The organism is Salinispira pacifica (genome assembly GCF_000507245.1).
Taxonomy (GTDB): Bacteria; Spirochaetota; Spirochaetia; order DSM-27196; family Salinispiraceae; genus Salinispira; species Salinispira pacifica.
In genome coordinates this window covers 2,893,265-2,911,319 of the sequence record NC_023035.1, presented here as the reverse complement: position 1 = coordinate 2,911,319, position 18,055 = coordinate 2,893,265, and the positions used below count along the sequence as shown (strand labels likewise).

At 51.6% G+C, this 18,055-nt stretch carries 16 protein-coding genes and 1 tRNA gene; 5 read left to right on the top strand and 12 right to left on the bottom strand.

What is annotated here, in order from left to right; translation table 11 throughout:
• Positions 1-29: 29 nt before the first annotated feature.
• Together L21SP2_RS12730 and L21SP2_RS12725 are read right to left on the bottom strand one after the other, a co-directional pair.
• Entirely contained in the window at positions 30-1,706 is a 1,677-nt protein-coding gene (locus L21SP2_RS12730) for a glycoside hydrolase family 13 protein (RefSeq protein WP_024268947.1), read from the bottom strand.
• Between the two features lie 107 nt (positions 1,707-1,813).
• Positions 1,814-2,707, bottom strand: a complete 894-nt coding sequence (locus L21SP2_RS12725; RefSeq protein ID WP_024268946.1) for a LysR family transcriptional regulator — start codon at positions 2,705-2,707, stop codon at positions 1,814-1,816.
• Between the two features lie 88 nt (positions 2,708-2,795).
• Between L21SP2_RS12725 and leuC the strand changes: the two genes are divergently transcribed.
• Both leuC and leuD read left to right on the top strand, forming a co-directional pair.
• Positions 2,796-4,226 carry a 3-isopropylmalate dehydratase large subunit gene (gene leuC, locus L21SP2_RS12720; protein ID WP_024268945.1) on the top strand — a complete coding sequence of 477 codons (1,431 nt, stop codon included), beginning with the start codon at positions 2,796-2,798 and terminating at the stop codon, positions 4,224-4,226.
• A gap of 31 nt (positions 4,227-4,257) precedes the next feature.
• Entirely contained in the window at positions 4,258-4,857 is a 600-nt protein-coding gene (gene leuD / locus L21SP2_RS12715) for a 3-isopropylmalate dehydratase small subunit (RefSeq protein ID WP_024268944.1), read from the top strand.
• 177 nt (positions 4,858-5,034) lie between these two features.
• Here the strand turns inward: leuD and L21SP2_RS12710 are convergent, their stop codons facing one another.
• The 3 genes from L21SP2_RS12710 to L21SP2_RS12700 form a co-directional block, all read right to left on the bottom strand.
• Positions 5,035-5,523: a DUF6567 family protein gene (locus L21SP2_RS12710; protein WP_041401579.1), complete on the bottom strand. Its 489-nt coding sequence runs from the start codon at positions 5,521-5,523 to the stop codon at positions 5,035-5,037.
• A 104-nt stretch (positions 5,524-5,627) separates the two neighbouring features.
• Positions 5,628-6,356, bottom strand: a complete 729-nt coding sequence (locus tag L21SP2_RS12705) for a hypothetical protein (protein WP_024268942.1) — start codon at positions 6,354-6,356, stop codon at positions 5,628-5,630.
• Positions 6,357-6,399: 43 nt separating this feature from the next.
• Positions 6,400-6,471: transfer RNA gene (locus L21SP2_RS12700), tRNA-Thr, on the bottom strand.
• A 102-nt stretch (positions 6,472-6,573) separates the two neighbouring features.
• On the opposite strand from L21SP2_RS12700, the gene L21SP2_RS17460 reads away from it, so the two are divergent.
• Positions 6,574-7,986 carry a sensor domain-containing diguanylate cyclase gene (locus L21SP2_RS17460; protein ID WP_024268941.1) on the top strand — a complete coding sequence of 471 codons (1,413 nt, stop codon included), beginning with the start codon at positions 6,574-6,576 and terminating at the stop codon, positions 7,984-7,986.
• On the opposite strand, the gene L21SP2_RS12690 is transcribed toward L21SP2_RS17460, so the two are convergent.
• From L21SP2_RS12690 to L21SP2_RS12665, 6 genes are all read right to left on the bottom strand, one after another.
• Positions 7,963-8,997 carry an ABC transporter permease gene (locus tag L21SP2_RS12690; RefSeq protein WP_041401577.1) on the bottom strand — a complete coding sequence of 345 codons (1,035 nt, stop codon included), beginning with the start codon at positions 8,995-8,997 and terminating at the stop codon, positions 7,963-7,965. The genes L21SP2_RS17460 and L21SP2_RS12690 overlap by 24 nt on opposite strands.
• Before the next feature lie 41 nt (positions 8,998-9,038).
• Complete coding sequence (locus L21SP2_RS12685; RefSeq protein ID WP_041401576.1) at positions 9,039-9,935, bottom strand: ABC transporter ATP-binding protein; 897 nt, start codon at positions 9,933-9,935, stop codon at positions 9,039-9,041.
• 59 nt (positions 9,936-9,994) lie between these two features.
• Positions 9,995-12,355 carry a methyl-accepting chemotaxis protein gene (locus L21SP2_RS12680; protein WP_024268938.1) on the bottom strand — a complete coding sequence of 787 codons (2,361 nt, stop codon included), beginning with the start codon at positions 12,353-12,355 and terminating at the stop codon, positions 9,995-9,997.
• A gap of 180 nt (positions 12,356-12,535) precedes the next feature.
• Positions 12,536-12,925 carry a DUF302 domain-containing protein gene (locus L21SP2_RS12675; RefSeq protein ID WP_024268937.1) on the bottom strand — a complete coding sequence of 130 codons (390 nt, stop codon included), beginning with the start codon at positions 12,923-12,925 and terminating at the stop codon, positions 12,536-12,538.
• 84 nt (positions 12,926-13,009) lie between these two features.
• Complete coding sequence (locus L21SP2_RS17455; protein ID WP_024268936.1) at positions 13,010-14,806, bottom strand: ATP-binding protein; 1,797 nt, start codon at positions 14,804-14,806, stop codon at positions 13,010-13,012.
• The gene (locus L21SP2_RS12665; protein WP_024268935.1) at positions 14,781-15,323 is read right to left on the bottom strand and encodes a response regulator; all 543 of its coding nucleotides are present in this window, start codon (positions 15,321-15,323) and stop codon (positions 14,781-14,783) included. The genes L21SP2_RS17455 and L21SP2_RS12665 overlap by 26 nt, the downstream gene beginning before the upstream one ends.
• A gap of 84 nt (positions 15,324-15,407) precedes the next feature.
• On the opposite strand from L21SP2_RS12665, the gene L21SP2_RS12660 reads away from it, so the two are divergent.
• Together L21SP2_RS12660 and L21SP2_RS12655 are read left to right on the top strand one after the other, a co-directional pair.
• On the top strand, positions 15,408-16,169 hold the full coding sequence (locus L21SP2_RS12660; RefSeq protein ID WP_024268934.1) for a YaaA family protein: 762 nt from the start codon (positions 15,408-15,410) through the stop codon (positions 16,167-16,169).
• 105 nt (positions 16,170-16,274) lie between these two features.
• Positions 16,275-17,543: an MFS transporter gene (locus tag L21SP2_RS12655; RefSeq protein WP_024268933.1), complete on the top strand. Its 1,269-nt coding sequence runs from the start codon at positions 16,275-16,277 to the stop codon at positions 17,541-17,543.
• Positions 17,544-17,617: 74 nt separating this feature from the next.
• Here L21SP2_RS12655 and L21SP2_RS12650 read toward each other — a convergent pair whose 3' ends face one another.
• A complete protein-coding gene (locus L21SP2_RS12650) occupies positions 17,618-18,052 on the bottom strand; it encodes a hypothetical protein (protein ID WP_024268932.1) in 435 nt (144 codons plus the stop codon).
• Positions 18,053-18,055: the final 3 nt, after the last annotated feature.

The window sequence follows — 18,055 nt, the reverse complement described above, 5'->3', positions numbered from 1 at the left end:
TCTATTATATGCATTCAGAAGAAAAATTTTCAGTTTTCGAGCTCATACAGGGCAAACTCATAGGGGCGGAGAATGGGAGCATGATGAGGAAATGCCGAGTCCCCGCTGTCTCCCACCGGATCTGAGCCCAATGAGTGTGAAGCCAGTATCTGCCGCAAGCCCCTATCCCTGAACTCTCCGGGGAAAGATATCCTGTCCACCGCACGTTCCTCCCCGGAAAAATTCGCTGCTGCCAGGTAGCTTTGATCTCCATCCTGCCGGAAGTAGATCAGAATATTGTCCCTGACCGGTGAAGAGGGGAATATGATGCTGCCCCGGTGAAGAGCAGGAATATTGCGCCGAAGCTGTATCAGTTTCCGGTACCAATGAAGAAGAGACGAAGGATCCTGCATTTCCCTCTCCACGTTCAGGCCGGCGTGGTCCGGGTTCACCGGCAGCCAGGGCTCGGCGGTTGAGAATCCTGCATGTGGGCTGCCGTCCCATTGCATGGGAGTACGTTCCGGGTCCCGGCCTGGATGAAATGGCCAGTACTTTTTTCCAAGGGGATCCTGAATCAAGGATCCGGGGATTCTGCCGTTTGTCATTCCAATTTCTTCCCCGTAGTACAGGAAGGGCGTACCTTTCTGGGTGAGAGCAATACCCCCGAGAAGCGCAGCTTTGGTCCGGGAATTTCCGCACAGCCGTGTGATGGCACGGCTTTGGTCATGATTGCTGAAAACATGGGACGGCCAGCGTTCCTCCCCAAGCACCTCATACCAATCCATGAGTTTCTTCCGGAAGTCTGAGGCATTGAATTCTGCGTACATAAACGAGAAGTTGAACGCCATGTGAAGCTCATCTCCGCCGCTGCCCTGGTATTCCGCCGGGTACCGGGGCTCACTGACCCCTTCATTCGGGTACACTTCCCCCACCAGCATGCTGCCGGGGTATTCATCCATTATGCTGCGGAATTCTTTCAGGTATGTATGGCTTTCCGGCTGATTTCTGTCGTAGACATGATCCTGCTGATCGTGAAATCTGGGGGGCGCTTTGCGAATACGATAGGGGTTGGATCTGAACTGCTTGTCCTTCACAATATAATTGATAACGTCCAGGCGGAATCCGTCTGCCCCCCGTTCCAGCCAGTACCTGGCGATGTTCATCAATTCCTCTCTGAGCTCCGGGCTTCTCCAGTTGAAATCCGGCTGTTCCTTGAGAAACAGATGCAGATAATAGCTTTTCCGCAGCCGGTTCCAGGTCCATGCCCTTCCGCCGAAGGCGGCTCTCCAGTTGTTGGGAGGTCTGCGGAATCCCAGGAACTTTTTCCCGGGATGCCAGATATACCAGTCCGATTTTTCTCCATCCGGTGACTTCATGGATTCACGAAACCAGGCATGATCGCTGCTGCTGTGATTCAGTACCAGATCCAGTATTATCCTGATATTCCGCTGATGGGCTTCTTCGACCAGTTGATCAAAATCGTTCAGAGATCCGAAGACGGGATCTATGTTCCGGTAATCCCGGATATCATAGCCGAAATCCCGCATGGGAGATGGAAAAATGGGGGAAAGCCATATGCCGTCTATTCCTAACCACTGTAAATAATCCAGACGTGAGATGATGCCCGGCAGATCTCCGGTGCCGTCACCGTCGCTGTCCTGAAAACTTCGGGGATAAATCTGGTAGATGACTCCGTGCTTCCACCAATCGTTTGGATTCATTTTCATTAAGTAGCCCTGTGTTTTAAAATGATGGTATTATTGTACAACGGAAATAGAAAATTGTAATTAAGCTTTGTAATATCAAATATCATCGATCCATGGCATTACCCTGATTATTCCTCTCCTCCGAATCTACGGGCCAGCAGGCTGGCGGAAAGTTCCGAAAAAGCCTGGGCGGCAGGGGGAGGTCGATAGCTTTTCCGCCAGGCAAGAAGCAGGGTTCTGGAAGGGGCCGATTTTCCCCCGGATCGGTAACAGATATTCCGGTTGCTGCAGACCATCCGCGGAACCAGAGAGATCCCCAGACCTGCTTCAACCAGGGACTGAACGGTTTCAATTTCGCTGCTTTCATACACCACATGGGGTTCCACGCCTCGGTCTCGTAAAGCTGATATGACAATGCTGTGAAATCCGTGTGTCTTCCGCATAAGGATAAAACTCTCATTTTTCAGATCTTCCAGCTGAAGATCTGTTTTGGTTGAAAGATGATGATTGCCGGGCAGGGCGATGTAGAGGGGTTCCTGGAACAGGGGGGTGGATTGCAGGCCGGGTTTGAGGCCCGCTTCATCCAGAATTGCAAGGTCAATGTCGAAATCCAGGAGAGCCTGGGCCAGAGCAGGGCTGGATCCCTCCTGAAGCTGAATTTTTACATCAGGATGAGTGCGGGAAAACTCCGTGAGCAGCGGGGGAAGTACGTGAGCTCCGGTGGTTGGGAGACACCCCAGTGCGATCTTTCCGGTTCCGGTATTATCGAAATCCTGAATTGCGCCCCAAAGTTCCTCCGTCCTCTGTTCCACTTCCAGAGCATATTGAAGAAACAGTTCCCCCCTGGCGGTGAGCCGGATTCTTTTCCGGCTTCGCTCAAAAAGCTCGCCCCCGAGTTCCTCTTCAAGCTTGCGGATTTGCGCAGATAAAGAGGGCTGGGACACATGGCACAATCCGGCTGCCCGGGTAAACGAGTGTTCCCGCTGCACCCCAAGAAAATATCTGATTTGATGCATTTCCATAGTTAAAACCTATGCTAAGTATAGTAATAATATCTTATACAAATGAAAATATTTTGCATATACTCGTGAATATATCCAGGAGGAGATTATGGCAGAACGTACCCTTTACAATAAAATCTGGGAAAATAACCGGGTGGCCGAATTGCCCACCGGACAGACCCAGCTGTTTATCGGACTTCATATGATTCATGAAGTGACCAGTCCACAGGCTTTTGATATGCTCAGGGAGCGGGGACTGAAGGTGGCGTATCCTCAGCGGACATTTGCCACCATGGATCATATAGTGCCCACCCACAGCCATCAGCGTCCCTTCGCCGACGGGCAGGCAGAAAGCATGATGCAGGCCATCGAGAATAACACCAAGGATTACAGCATCCAGTTTTTTAACTTCCAGAGCGGAAAACAGGGGGTGGTACATGTTGTGGGTCCGGAACTGGGCCTAACAAGACCCGGAATGACCATTGCCTGCGGTGATTCCCATACATCAACTCACGGAGCCTTCGGTGCCCTGGCGTTTGGAATCGGAACCAGCCAGGTTCGTGATGTTCTTGCCTCCCAGTGTCTGGCAATGGATGAATTGAAAGTTCGCCGTATCGAAATACACGGAAAGCTGGGAACAGGGGTTACTCCCAAGGACGTTGCGCTGTTTATCATCAACCGCCTGGGCGTCAAAGGAGGAATCGGTTTTGTCTATGAGTATGCCGGTGAAGTCTTCGATTCCATGAGCATGGAAGGACGGATGACCGTTTGTAACATGTCCATTGAAGGAGGCGCCCGTGCAGGGTATGTGAACCCCGATGAAACCACCTTCGCATACCTGAAAGGCAGGGAATACGCCCCCCGGGGAGCCGACTGGGACAAGGCGGTTGAAAACTGGAAAGAGTATGCATCGGATCAGGATGCCGTCTACGATGAAGTGGTCCGCTTCCATGCATCTGAAATAGAACCCATGGTTACATGGGGGGTCACTCCGGGGCAAAGCGTCGGCATTCATCAGAATTTGCCGGAACCTTCGGCAATGACTAATGACGGTGAACGGCGGTCTGCTGAGCTTGCCTATTCCCATATGAAGCTCAGTCCCGGTCAGAAACCCTCGGAAATAGCCATAGATGTGGCATTTATCGGGAGCTGTACCAACGGCAGAATAGAAGATCTCCGGGCAGCCGCCGAAGTGCTCAAGGGCAGGAAAGTGGATCCTGCTGTGCATGCATTTGTGGTTCCCGGCTCCATGCAGGTGAGAAAGCAGGCAATGGATGAAGGTTTGGATAAAATCTTCACCGCTGCGGGTTTTGAATGGAGGGAGGCCGGCTGTTCCATGTGCCTGGCAATGAATCCCGATCAGTTGAAAGGGGATCAGATATCTGCGAGTTCCTCCAACCGGAACTTTATCGGACGGCAGGGCAGCGCCACAGGAAGAACCCTGCTTATGTCTCCCGCCATGGTGGCTGCCGCAGCATGCAATGGCCGGGTGAGCGACATTCGTGACTTCAATCCCATGGGTGAGGCCCTGGCCGGATAATGTTCCGGGACGTTACGCACAGGAGGAAAATATGAAGAACATTGAAACAATTCAGGGAAGGGCCGTACCGGTGTCGGGAAATGATATAGATACCGACCGGATTATCCCCGCCAGATTTCTTAAGGAAATCACCTTCAGTCGGATGGGCAACTATCCGTTTTATGATGAACGCTACGATTCGTCGGGCAAACCCACAAAGGATCATCCGTTCAACCGGGACGAATATCAGGGGGCGAACATTCTTTTTGCAAATTCCAATTTCGGCTGCGGAAGTTCCCGGGAACATGCCCCCCAGAGTCTGGTGCGCTGGGGCATCCGTGCCATTGTGGCTGAAAGCTTCGCCGAAATTTTCGCTGGAAACTGCATAATGCTGGGAACACCCGTGGTCACAGCCTCAGCCGAAGATATTGAGCGCCTGCAGCGGCATGCTGCTGAAGAGCCGGGCGAGGAGTATGTACTGGATATCCGTGAGGGAACCATCCGCTACGGTAATACCTCTGTGGAAGTTTCTATGCCCGAAAGCCGGCGCAGTGCACTTCTGGAGGGAACCTGGGACAGTACTTCTCTGCTCATGTCCAACGCCGATGCGGTGAAGCATACCCATGAACGCCTTTCAAGGCAGTTTATCTGATCCCGGACTTCGTATTCCTTAAGCCCGGACAATTTTTGAAAAAAGAAGCATGAATTAATGGAAAAAGGATGCCTGAAACAGATGTTCAGGCATCCTTTTTTGGTTAGATGAACCTTTGCCAATGCATTGCAAAGGTAAAGTAGGTTGCCGGCATCAACCGGAACCCGTGTGTTCACCTTAGAAGAAGGGTACTGAGAAGGGAAGTTCAAATCCGAAAGAGCTTCCGGGAAGATCTTCCTTGGAATGGCCCAAAGTTGGAACTCCTTCGGCGAGCGGCTCGGTGTAGCGGATCGCAAGGCCGTTGGCATAATAGGTATACACCTTGGTATGGCCGGTCAGCCACTGGAACGGGCTGGTATTACCCTCTTCAAGTACATCAATCCGCACGTTGATTACATCGTCCGCACCGATTTCCATTGCAGCTGCGATGAGCTGGTCGTAGGTGATGGTATTCCCTTCGATGGTGGTATTGAAACCCAGGGGAGAAACGGTTTTGGTTTCCGTGGCTTCCACCCTGATATGACCTACCACCTCATAATCCTTGCTCAAAATTTCCGCATAATCCGACCATCCGGTTTTATTGGTGGTTAGATTGGTGCTTGTACAGCTTGCCAGCAGTACTATGAGCAGCAGGGGTATAACAAAAAAACGTGTTGCCTTTTTCATGGCATCCTCCATAGAAATAGATTCTCTTAAATTATGAGAAATCTTTAATATGAATACAAGGATGCGCACGATTTTTATTCCATTTTTTCCGGCAGTCCGGCATATCAATTCTGATAGTCCACCAGTTCACTCACCTGGGTTTCCCCTGAACCGAAGCCTCCGGCACCTTCTGCTTTCAAAAGCTGGTGGGGAGCTTCGCTGTTGAACCACAGATAGTTTTTGGGAATTGCTCCACGGAAAATTGACATGGCTCCCGGGAGACGGGTGACGACCTCAAGCTTGTGGGCGGTAAAAGTACCGGCGGGAAGCTCCAGCCGTTCCTCTCTACGGTATTCCACAGTGAGACTGAAGCCGGTATCTTCACCGTTCTGGCCCAGGATTTTCAACTTCAGGCTTTGGGGATTTGTGAAGGGATACCCTCTGAGTATGACCTGAAGATCCTCCAGGCCGATCACAAACACCTGGTCGGATGCAAGCCGGGGATGGCTGGAAACCAGGGTGGTGGTGCTGTATTCGGAATCGCCGATTCTGTTGACTGCACGGGTCTCCAAAGGCATCAGGTTCCGGGGGGTGACAACAAGCGTTCGTTCGCCGGTTTCATCGAAACTGGTAATCTCGTAGTATCGGCGGTCTTCTCTGGATATCCGGTTGATAACCGTTCTGCTGTAGCGTATCTCATCACCTGATCTGATAACATACCGGGATTCTTCTCCATCCACAAAGCCGGGATCCTGAATCATTTCAGCTCCGCTTTCAGCACTGATAATGGTGCCGGAAAATAAAATTAACAGCGGGAATAAAGCCAACACCGGGGAAAATTTGTATATGTTCATGTATGTAATTTCCTTATTTGCCCATCAAAGATCAACCTAAATCAGCCAGCAGTCAGATTCGAACTGACGACCTGCACTTTACGAGAGTGCTGCTCTACCCCTGAGCTATGCTGGCAGAACGATTGGGACTGGGATAATAATAGCATGATTGCTGTAGACTGGGAATGAATTACCCAATATACTAAAATATCAATAAAATGCAATACAGGACGTGAACGTGGACTGCGCCGACAAATATGACTTCAGCTTCGACATTCATTGCCTCATAGATAAAATGAGGGATGTGGGATTGTTTATCCATGATCAGCGTGCCGGCCGCGTGTATCCCAACCGGATGTGGGAGAGCTGGGGCTATACAGATGAAGATATGAAAGATTTCGGCTTTATTGATCTGGTCCACCCCGAAGATCTGAAAGTTGTGCAGCTTCAGCTTGATCATCTTCATGTTGATGACAGCGCATTCAAATCTGTATTGTTTCGCATCCGTACCAAATCCGGAGAATGGCGGTGGATTCATTCCACAAGTCTGATCGTTCAGCGTGATGATCAAGGGGCCGTGGCTTCATATGTGGGCTTCGATTATGACCTCACCGACGAAATTCATGCCCGGATGCAGGCCGAAAAGTCGGCCCGGGAGCTGCGCACCATTCATTCGGTGGGGCAGATCATCAGTTCCCGTCTGGATTTAAACAGGACCATAGAGGCAATTCTGGAGCAGGCGGCACAGGTATTTGACTTCAACAGCGCTTCGGTGCAGATTCTTGTTGAGGAAGAGTTGATAATACTGGGAGGAATGGGGTTTCAGCGAGGCGAAGATTCTATCCGGGGAATCCGGTTTCCCATACCCGGCAACAATCCGAACACCCGGGTCATCCAGACACGGAGTTCTGTGGTGATCAATGAGAAACTGGCCGACAGCTATCCCCGGTTCAGAGAAATTGCAAATAGGGACACCAGGCACTGGCTGGGTGTACCCCTGATTTTTGCAGACGAGGTGCTGGGGATGATCACATTTGACCGTTGTGATGAAGGCCCGTTCACCTCCGACGACCGCCGGCTGGCGGAGCTCTATGCAACCCAGGTTTCAATTGCGCTGAATAATTCACAGCAGTATGAGGAATTGAAACAACGAAGCATTACCGATTCCCTGACCCATGCGTTTACCCGCAGGTGGATGCAGGAGCTTCTTTCAGAACAGCTTCCCCTCTCCAGGCGCCACGGATATCCTCTTTCTGTGGTGATGTTTGATATTGACGACTTTAAGAATGTTAATGATCAGAATGGCCATCTGTTCGGTGATGAGGTCCTGAAACAGGTGGTTTTCTCGGTGCGGGATGTACTCAGGCAGGGTGATAGCCTCTGCAGATACGGAGGAGAAGAGTTTCTGGCCATACTGCCCCACAGCAGTGAGTCGGAGGCCGCGGACGTGGGGGAACGGATGCGCAAAGCGGTGGAGAAGAACCCGGAAGCAGGGGTCACAGTCTCTCTGGGTTGTGCGGAGCTTGAACACAGCGATGGAACTGACAGCAGCAGCCTGATCTTCAGGGCAGACCAGGCCCTGCTTGCTTCCAAAGCCATGGGAAAGAACCGGGTATGCCGGTTTACATTACTCCCACTTGAAAAGGAATGAGGCCAGGACGAGAAAAACCAGGGTCAGCCCTCCCAGATACAGTATATTCGGAAGTATTTCCAGCAGGCCGGCTCCGTCCAGCATGATGGCCCGGGCTCCGTCTATGAAATGGGTCAGAGGAAAAACTTTGGCCACGGTTCCCACAAATGCCGGAGCATTTTCCAGACTGAAAAACACCCCGGAAAGAATCAGCATGGGGAAGGTTACCAGGTTCAGCAAGCCTCCTGCCAGCTCTTCGCTTTTAATCCGGGATGCAAATACAAGCCCTAAAGCAATCATACAGAGAATGGCCAGGGTGGTGATAAGCAGAAGGTTGAAGTAGCTTCCGTTCATCATGAAATTGAGAAAGATATTGGTTCCGGCGAAAACTGCAATAGATGTGATGATTACGATCATCAGTCGTGAAGCAGCCTGAGCGGAGACGAAATTCAGGGCCGAAACCGGAGTTGCCTTCATCCGTTTCAACACCCCGTTTTTCCGGTACCGCACCAGCACGAAGCCCACGCCGAAGAGACAGCTGAACATCATGTTCATCCCGATCACTCCGGGAACCAGCCAGTCCACGTAGCGGATGGGTTCACCGGAAACGGTGGCGGAATTCAGAGGCGGGTGGGGAGAACTGCTCTGAAATCCGGAGAACAGCTCCAGCAGAAGCTGGCTGCCCTGTGCTTCCCGGTTCACATAATAGGTCTGATTATCGAAGTCCAGGAGCATATCTATTTGATGCCGGCGCAGCCGTTCAACTGCCGAATCCAGACGTTCGTCCCGCTCATCGTAATCTATCCGGTCAATACCTTCTGTTTCCAGAAACGTGTAATTTTCCGGCGGCTGTCCCAGAGTTCCGACGGTGAATATTCCCTCGGGGTTACCGGAGAATGCGAAGGAAAATCCGAAAACCAGTAAAAAAGGAAAGAGCAAATTCCAGAAAAATGTTCCCCTGTCACGGACGAATTCCATGGTTCTGGCTTTTACCATTGCTCTAAATGATCGTAGAGGGATATTGGACCTCATGTATACTCCTATTAAATAATTACATTACCCGACCACCTGCATCAGGCTCTCAGCGATGACCCCGTGAGTTTAATAAACAGGTCTTCAAGATTCGGTTTGTGAACGCTGAGACCGTCAATGTTCACATTCGCTTCCAGGAGACTCTTGATTGTCCGGTCCATCTGGGAGGTGATAATTTTCATTCCCTGGGGATCCAGCTCCGCACCCAGTTTTTCCGCCACCGCTTTGCCGTCCTGGAGAGTGAACCCTTCCTTCCAGGGAATTTGGATGATGGCGCCCTGGAAATGCCGGTTCAGCAGAGCCTCCGGTGTGTCAAGCTCCAGAATCCGGCCGTGATCCATTATTGCAATCTGATCACACAGCACCTGCGCCTCATCCATATAATGAGTTGTCAGCAGAACCGTGGTGTTTTCGCTGCGTATCCGTTGAATCAGCTCCCAGAAATTCCGGCGTGATTGGGGGTCCAGGCCGGTTGTGGGTTCATCCAGAAACACAATTTCCGGTTTGGGCAGAATGGCAAGGGCAAGAAGCATCCTCTGCCGTTGTCCGCCGGATAATTTCCGGTTGTCCCTGTCGATAATATCCTCCAGGGAACAGAGCCTTATAACCTCATCCCGGGGACGGGGATCGGGGTAGAAGCTGGAAAAAAGCTCAAGTGTTTCTTTTACCGTGATGAATTCCGGCAATGCGGTGTGCTGGAACTGGATGCCCACTTTTTCCCTGAATTTCTGGCCGGTGGGATTTCCCTTGAAGGTAATGGTCCCGGAGCCTGGTTTCTGGATGCCTTCCATGATTTCAATGGTTGTTGTTTTTCCTGCACCGTTGGGGCCGAGAAGACCAAAACAGCTTCCTTGGGGAATTCCGAAGGATATACCCTTTACCGCATGTACGTTACCGAATTTCTTCTCCAGAGATTCCACTTCCATTATATAGTTCATGGATTAGAACATAATGACGGATCCCTGCCGGGGCAACGGGATTCGAAAACTTTGCCCTCTCAGGATGCCTGGCCGCCGTCATGTTCCGGTTCAACATCCGCTGCCGGAACGGCTTCAACCTCGGGATCTGCCCCGGCATCTGGTTCCGGAACATTCGCCGATTGCTTGGTAATAAATTTCTCTGTCTCCGCGTTCAGGGCCTTGGAGGAGTCAGAGAGGCGGTAACTGATTTCCCGGATGTGGTCGGAGCTGAGGGACACCTCATTCACGCCGGTGGCAATTTCTGACATTGCAGAGTTAACTGAACGGCTGATATCCGCTATCTCATTGGTGGATTTTGTAACCATGGCCACCGTGCTTTCCATCTCTTTGGCGGATTGCTGCACCGATGTGGATACTTCGTTCAGGGCGGAATTGGCCTGAATAATCTGCTCGCCGCCTTCGGAAAGCTCCTGGGTTGAACTGTTGATTTCATTCAGAGCCTGAATTGTGGATTGGGTTTCATCCCTCACCTGCTGGAAGGCTTTGCTTGAATTGGTTGCCACCGAAGCGGCGACATCCACTTTGCGGGTGATTTCGTTTACAACATCGGTGATCTGGGTGGAGTTCGTCTGGGCGACCTCGGCAAGCTTCCGAATCTCTTCGGCGACCACTGCAAATCCCCGGCCCGATTCGCCTGCATGGGCTGCTTCTATCGCGGCATTCATGGACAGAAGATTGGTCTGGCTTGCGATGTTCTGGATCACCTCGGACATCTCAGAAATTCTGTCAGCAAGCTGAACCACCTCGTTGTACGCTTCTGCGGCGTCGTTCACCTTGGATCCCGCATCTTCAATAACTGACTGAAGTTCTGTTGCGGCATTCTGTTTTGCCTGGACGATTCCGGCAACAGATCTCAGGGAGGCAACCATCTGTTCTATGGAGGCGGTCGCCTGATCCACCGCCAATTTTTGGGTATCGGTGTTGGAATTCAGCGATACCGCAGTGGCCTGAATTTCCTCCATGGCGGAGGAGACCGATTGAATTTGCTCATCCAGATTGGCAATCTGGGATTTTACAGAATCCACGTTGGCGGTAATCTGGGTTGCAGCACTGGCGGATTCTTCGGTGTTGGAGAGAAGATCCTCTTTTTCCCGGGTTACAACTTCAGCTGCAGTTTTGATATTCACCACAATATCGTGGAGCTTCAATACAAATTCATTGAATCCTGATGAGATTGTACCGAACTCATCTCTCCTGTACACGTCAATGCTGCTGGTTAAATCGCCGCTTCCCTGTGACAGCTCCTGAATGGCCAGGGTGAGCTGATTCAGCGGCCGGAACACCGATCTGCCGATGTAGAACACCCCGGCCATCTGGACGATTATTGCAATGAGAATTCCAATGAAGATGGGCGGGAATACTCTGCTTCGTACGCCGGCGACGACTTCATCCAGACTCTGTCCCACCATTATGCCGATGGGGGCTCCCCTCATCTCGGTGGTCTGCAGCATGGAAAGGCCCAGCTGAGCGCTGTTGCCCTCAAAGTACACCTCACCGATATTCTGGATTTCCTGAACCAGAGTATCCACTTTTTCAGGGTCATAGCCCAGATTCAGCGCCACGTTTCTCAGGGCATTTGCATCATCGCTGGGGTCCAGAAATCCGCTCTGTAGGCTGAAAATCTGGCTCATGCTCTGGGGATCGTACAGTGCGATGAGAATTTCATGTTCCCGGGCCAGATTAGCAGCGACCTGGGACAGCTCGGCAATGTCATAATCCAGTGCGGCCACTCCCCTCACCTGGTTCCCCTGAAGGATGACGGCTGAAGCGGTAACCGCATAACTTTGCTCTGCTCCTTCTTCTGCGGTGGGGTATGGAGGAGTGAAGAAGAACAAAGACTCCCTTGAGCCGGTGACCGTATTGCCTCCTCCGATAATATCCTCGGCGGAGGCTCCGGAGCGTTGGAATTCCCGGTAACGTTCAACGGCTCCCGTATACCAGGGTCTTTCCCGGGGAACATAGGATGCGGGCAACTCAGGTTCCCGGTCGGAGAAGAGAATCTGTGCGTCTTCACTGGCAACATAGAGCAGATCAATGGGCGTTCCGGTGGTGATATCGATGAGTCTGTTTCGCAGATCTTCATAGTCGGGCACCGCATTGCGCATCGCTTCATAATCCACCGTATTCAGCGGGAGAAGCTCTATTGCTTCCTTGAACTGGCGGTCTGTGCGGAGGCTTTGCAGAATCTGGTATTTTTGTGCAATGGGAATATACAATTCCTCTGCCACCAGATCCGCCAGGGCCAACAGTCCCTGTTTCTCTTCATCGTATACCTGATTGAATGTACTGGTGTACAGCGCAAAGCCGAAGGCTCCCAACAGCAAAACAGGGAGTACAACTACTCCCACAATAATCCGAAGTTTCACGGTTACTGTCATTCCATGCTCCCCGGCAGCGGGCTGTGCTGTAAACCCGGATGGCGTTTACGTAAAATTTACACTGCCGTATATATTGTCAGTATAATTGACGTCCACAGTTTTTGCCTGGAAAATTTGAAAGTTGATTCAGGAGGGAGCCCCTGAGGGCGCCCCGGGAGGCGCCAGAAAATCCCACTGTTCTCAGCGGAGGGCGTCGATCACCCGTTCCAGTTTTTCGCGGATTTCCCGGGCAATGGGTTCGAGGCTGGAATTTTCAACCGCCGCCATTGACTTGATGGGATCCACTGCGGCAACTTCCACGGTTCCCGGAGAGGTTTCCTGAACAATAACGTTGCAGGGCAGCATGGTGCCGATTTTATCTTCCGCCTGAAGAGCCTTATGGGCGAATGGAGGGTTGCAGGCTCCAAGAATACGGTAATTCCGAAAATCCACGTCCAGCTTCTTTTTCATGGTGGCGGTTACGTCAATTTCCGTGAGTACCCCGAATCCTTCTGCCGCCAGGGCCTCGCCGGTCCGGCCGATAACATCTTCAAATGTGCCTTTCACTTCAGTATTCATGTAATAGCTCATACCCTCTCCTTATTAAAAAAATCATATATAATATAAGTAATATACTTAACAATAGAGGGTCTGTCACTAGGGGATGGATTCAGGTTAATCCGGGAGGGGGATGTGAATTGTAAAGCAGGTTCCCCGGCCGGGGCGGGGTTCGGCTCTGATGGTACCGTTCAGCTGCTGCACAACAAGATTATGAACAATGCTCAGGCCCAGCCCGGAGGAACCTTCAAAGCGCTTGCTGCTGATAAACGGTTCATAGATCCTGGGAAGTATGTGGGGATCTATGCCTTTTCCGTTATCTTCCACCACAATCTTCAAAGTACGCAGGGGCGGGGTGGAGTGGGGGATGCCGTTTGTCTGTTCTATGCCGGTAGTTATACTGATGAGAGGTGAGGAGGGCATTTCGGTTTCGGGAAAACCGTGTATCAGGGCGTTTTCGAATAGGTTTGTGAGGATTTGTGCGATGCTTCCCGGTCGTATGTGTAATTCGGCATCCTCGGCCTGAAGCCGGTACTCCACAGGACAGTCTTTCAGGCGGGGTGATAAACTGAGTAAAACTGAATCGCAGTATTCCCGCAGGTTGATTGTTCGGGGCTCATCAACGGAATGATCCACTGATATCTCCTTGAACGATTGTATCAGTTCCCCTGCCCGGAGAAGATTGCTCTGTATCATGACGCTGGAACTTTCTGCCTGACTGATGAAATCCCGGAATGCCCTTTGACTGAGTGCGTCATTCTGATAGTCCCGGTGGATTTTCCCAACCATTTCCTGGAGATAACTGGATGCGGTAACGGCCACTCCCACGGGTGTGTTGACTTCATGGGCGATCCCGGCCACCATGTTTCCAAGCGCAGCCATTTTTTCCTTTTCCAGAAGTTCTTTACGTGAATCTTCCAGAAGCCTGCTGCGCTGCTCAACTTTTTCCTCAAGAGTTGCATTCAGTTCTTCCAGACTCTGATTGCTCCGTCGAAGGGCCAGGGTGAGGTAACGGACAATCAGCCAGGAAAATACGGCAGTCAGAATCAATATTATCATAATTGCCGTAAGCCAGGGTGGGATGACAACCCGTTCAGCTCCGCCGAAGTACCTGTTGAAAATCCGGTAATATGGTGAACTTTCCTGTTCTTTCCATCTGCCTATAATCGTTTCCATATCTTCAATTACCTGGGGAATATTCCCCGAAGCAGTTGCGTAACTGGTGTGAAAGGGATTGAACATGATGGCGCTGCGTTTTAGCCGCGGATAATTTTCCACCGGGGTGAAGCTCTGAACAACTCCTGCATCCAGATCGCCGGCTGAAAGAGCTGTGAGAATTTCTGAGAAGCTGTCATAAATGATGAGACGGGGTTGAGAAATTTCAAAGCTCCCCACGAAATCCACAAAAGCTTCGCCGTTGTTATCACCCCGCATAACCCCCACAGAAAGACCCTGTAAATCGATTACGTTCTCAACATCAGAATTTTGCGGGAGAATTACCTGGGTCCATCCAGTCAAAACCCGCAGGGGAACGTAGTCCAGAAATTCATCCCTTTCAGGGGTATAGGTCACACTGATAAGAAGATCCAGGTCGCCATCCACCGTTCTTTGGAAGCTTTCCCCCCAGCTTCCATCCCGATACTGAATCTCGTAGTCAAGCTCCTCTGCCAGGGCCTGTAAGAGGTCTATATAAAATCCTGTCCGTGTACCGTCCTGATCAAGATACGATAGGGGATATAAATCGGGAATGAATGCTGCCTGAAGAGTCTGCGAGCGCAAAGGCTCAACCGGGCTGATAAAAAAATAGATGCCCAGCAGAACCGGGAGTAAACCCAAGGGGCCCATGCCGCCGGAAATGAAGCGACAGCCGCCAAGCCGGACTTTCATGTCAGTCACCGCAGCCCTGTTCATCATTGTGCCGGTTTTCTCCCTCTGTCTTATATTGAGCCTGCTTTATATCGCGAAATGCCCGGAGCGCCAGGGTCACCGCATCCTTCAGATCCTGGTACCGCAGGTTTTCTTTCCGGATGAAGTCGTTGATTTCAAATTCCTGGATAATCTGGGAGACATTCGCATAGCCTGCCTGTCCGCTTCTCAGGAGGATTCGTATTTCCTGATTATGAAAATGATTTCGAATCTGATTCACCACATCAAGACCGGCGGTATAGCTCTCCATTACCACATCAAGGAGCACCACCGCAGTGTTGGGATGTTTTTCCAGTGTTTTCAGGGCGTCTTCACCGGAGTAGCTGCTGAGAATTTCAACCGGCCGATTGTCGAAACGGAAGTTCTCCAGAACCAGTTTGGTGATCATGTGTACATCACCTTCATCATCCGCCACGATAATCGTCCAGGGATTGTCACTCTCTGCCCTGCTGTTGTACCTTTCCTGCTGCTCTTCAGCTTCTTCACTGAAGCGGATTGTATTCATATATTACATGGTAACTATCCCGGTTGGATTTTTCCAGTTGAAATATACACAGGGGAAAAAAATCAGGTCCGCAAAGGAGAATTCATGATCGCTGCCGCAGTATGCCTTTCACCGTCCAAGACGCAGAATGTACCGGGGCCCCCGCTTACCGGCGATCAAGGTTCTGCTCCCGGATTTATGGCTGAAGCCCGGGAGATTGCCGCCATTATGAAAGGGAAAACTCCCGAGTATTTTACCTATGGTTCAAAATTGGGAATGCAAAAGGCAGAAGCCATCTATTCAACCTGGCAGTCCTGGGGCGGCGGCAATGCTCCCTGCATGCCTGCGGCCCAACTGTATCGGGGGCCCGCGTTCTCGGCGTTCAACAATCAACGGCCCGCGGGTAGCTCCCGCCTGTTCATCTTATCGGCCCTCTACGGGATTCTTCGCCAGGAAAGTTGTATTCAGCCCTATCGGCTGGATTTAACACACGGGGATGTTCGGCCTGGAAATAACAGCCTCCTTGAATTCTGGCGCCCCCGGGTGGCAGGGTATTTCCGGGAACTGGAATCTGCCGGCCGCCTGGACCATATCATTGATCTCTGCTCAACTGAATTCTCCCGGATGATTCCCGGGGATGTTCTGCCGGTAACCAAGGTTGATTTCAGGCAATGGAAAAACGGGCAGTGGAAAAGCGTGAGTGCCCTATCCAAGCAGATGCGGGGTCATACCGCAGCGTGGATTCTGTCCCGGAAAGAATTCAGCCTGGAAGCGCTGAAGGAAGCAGAGATAGAGGGCTACCGGTACAATAAACAATTATCCGGGGATACTACTCTGATCTTTACCCCGGGGGGCAGCAGAGCCTGAACATATGCCGATGCGGATAACTCATGGTAAATAACTTCTTGTAGACATCTGCTGGAAAATCATCACTGCTGGCCGGATTTTCTCATCTACTATATACTTTCAGCCATGAGTAATTCCCGGCCCCGGAACAGCGCTGCATTTTACTGGCACTCGGCCCTGCTCGCCGTAACGGTTACCTTCACTGATATTAACACCGTACTTCCCTCACTGATTCTCGGCGAGGGGGGGACTGAAGTTCATGTGGGCATTCTCACCGCCATTATGGTGGGGGTCCCCCTGGCCGCCCAGCTCCTTTTTGCAGGCTGGCTTCACACCCGATCCCGGAAAAAACCAGCTCTTCTGGGGGGTATTTATTTACGGATTGCCTCCCTTGGGGGCCTTGCCCTGCTTCTGTTTCACGGAAGGGGAAATTCTCTTTCGGTATTGCTGGTTTCTTTGTATTCCCTTCTGCTGCTGTTTAACCTGGGAGGTGCATTTGCCGGGGTGAGCTACATCGACCTGGTGGGAAAATCGTTTACATCTGGTGACAGGCAGAAATTCGTTCTTCGCCGTCAACTGGTAATGAGCATGGGAATACTTCTCTCCGCCCTGCTTACCCGGCAGATTCTGGCTGTTCTGGGAGCTGAGAATAGCTACCCTCTGCTGTTTGCCCTGTCTGCCGCGAGTCTTTTGCTGGCAAGCCTGGGGTTCTGGTTCATCAGGGAAAAACCGGTTGAGTCAGGGGAGCATGCCGAAACTGCGGCAGGCATATTACGGAAAATTCCTGAATATCTGAAAAAAGATCATACTTTGAGTCGCTACGTGATATCCGCAAATCTCCTGGGATTCGGTACCGTGCTTCTTCCGTTTTATGTGGCTCTGGCCAACCGGGTGTACCAGGTGCAGTCCGGGATGATAGGTAATCTGGTGTTGATTCAGATCGGAGGCATGGTGCTGGGGAATCTGCTCTGGCACCGGGTGGTGAAGCGCTTCGGGTTCAAGGGGATGCTCAGGGTCTGGAGTATTCTGGGCTTTTCCGTGCCCCTCCTTGCACTGGCGGCGGCACGGCTGTTCCCGTTCCAGGGTTTCCTGCCGGTTTTTATTTTCACAGGATTGTATCTGGGGGCTCAGAAAATGACAGATGATGCTGTGCTCATGGAGATCAGCAGCGATGAAAACAGGGCTCTGTACAGCGGTATGTTCGGAACCTTCAATATTTCTCTGGCCCTGTTTCCCTTGATCATGGGCGGGCTGATATCAATTATCGGATACACTGTGGTATTTATCTTCGTCTCCGCAGCCGCCGCCGTATCTCTCCTGTTCATCAGAAAAATGATATGTCCGGTGGATGTTCCCCACTATTCTCCGTTCAGCGATGATATTGTCAGGGAGTGACAGCCGGATGCAGGCGGAATTCTAGGCAGATGGCGGCCCAAGGGCAAGGAGGGGAGCTGCGGAAGCCGAGATATTTAATCCATGCCGTGGTGTTCCACCACCTGCATCATGATATACTCCAGCAGCTGAATATCCAGTTCGGAATCGTAATCCGCTGTCAGTTGGGACAGGTTCTGCCAGTCGTCCCTGTTCAGCGGGTCGGCATGTTCGTCGTACTGCATGGCGAACAGGTCTGCGATGTCGCCCATAAAATCCGGCCGGTCTCCCGTAACCGCCTGTTCCCAGCCCCATTGGAAAAGTTCTTCCAGCAGCTCATCGGGTAGACGCTGCCGGGAGAGTGCCGAGCGGAAGAGCTTTTCAAGCTGGAGGTACTCCGGTCCGGCTTCGTCCCGGGGGAGGGACGGGGGCATGGAAGGTTCGGATGGCGGCTGTGCCCCCGAAGCGGTTTTTTTTGCCAGTGCCCGGCGGGTGTTGTGCACCTGCGGGCTGATACTTTTGGACGGAATCATAGG

Coding starts and splice junctions, on each gene's coding strand:
- L21SP2_RS12660 (WP_024268934.1), top strand. CDS start 15,408: ATGATCGCTGCCGCAGTATGCCTTTCACCGTCCAAGACGCAGAATGTA.
- L21SP2_RS12725 (WP_024268946.1), bottom strand. CDS start 2,707: ATGGAAATGCATCAAATCAGATATTTTCTTGGGGTGCAGCGGGAACAC.
- L21SP2_RS12650 (WP_024268932.1), bottom strand. CDS start 18,052: ATGATTCCGTCCAAAAGTATCAGCCCGCAGGTGCACAACACCCGCCGG.
- L21SP2_RS12675 (WP_024268937.1), bottom strand. CDS start 12,925: ATGAGCTATTACATGAATACTGAAGTGAAAGGCACATTTGAAGATGTT.
- L21SP2_RS12710 (WP_041401579.1), bottom strand. CDS start 5,523: ATGAAAAAGGCAACACGTTTTTTTGTTATACCCCTGCTGCTCATAGTA.
- L21SP2_RS12685 (WP_041401576.1), bottom strand. CDS start 9,935: ATGAACTATATAATGGAAGTGGAATCTCTGGAGAAGAAATTCGGTAAC.
- L21SP2_RS12690 (WP_041401577.1), bottom strand. CDS start 8,997: ATGAGGTCCAATATCCCTCTACGATCATTTAGAGCAATGGTAAAAGCC.
- L21SP2_RS12730 (WP_024268947.1), bottom strand. CDS start 1,706: ATGAAAATGAATCCAAACGATTGGTGGAAGCACGGAGTCATCTACCAG.
- L21SP2_RS12665 (WP_024268935.1), bottom strand. CDS start 15,323: ATGAATACAATCCGCTTCAGTGAAGAAGCTGAAGAGCAGCAGGAAAGG.
- leuC (WP_024268945.1), top strand. CDS start 2,796: ATGGCAGAACGTACCCTTTACAATAAAATCTGGGAAAATAACCGGGTG.
- L21SP2_RS12705 (WP_024268942.1), bottom strand. CDS start 6,356: ATGAACATATACAAATTTTCCCCGGTGTTGGCTTTATTCCCGCTGTTA.
- L21SP2_RS12680 (WP_024268938.1), bottom strand. CDS start 12,355: ATGACAGTAACCGTGAAACTTCGGATTATTGTGGGAGTAGTTGTACTC.
- L21SP2_RS12655 (WP_024268933.1), top strand. CDS start 16,275: ATGAGTAATTCCCGGCCCCGGAACAGCGCTGCATTTTACTGGCACTCG.
- leuD (WP_024268944.1), top strand. CDS start 4,258: ATGAAGAACATTGAAACAATTCAGGGAAGGGCCGTACCGGTGTCGGGA.
- L21SP2_RS17455 (WP_024268936.1), bottom strand. CDS start 14,806: ATGATGAACAGGGCTGCGGTGACTGACATGAAAGTCCGGCTTGGCGGC.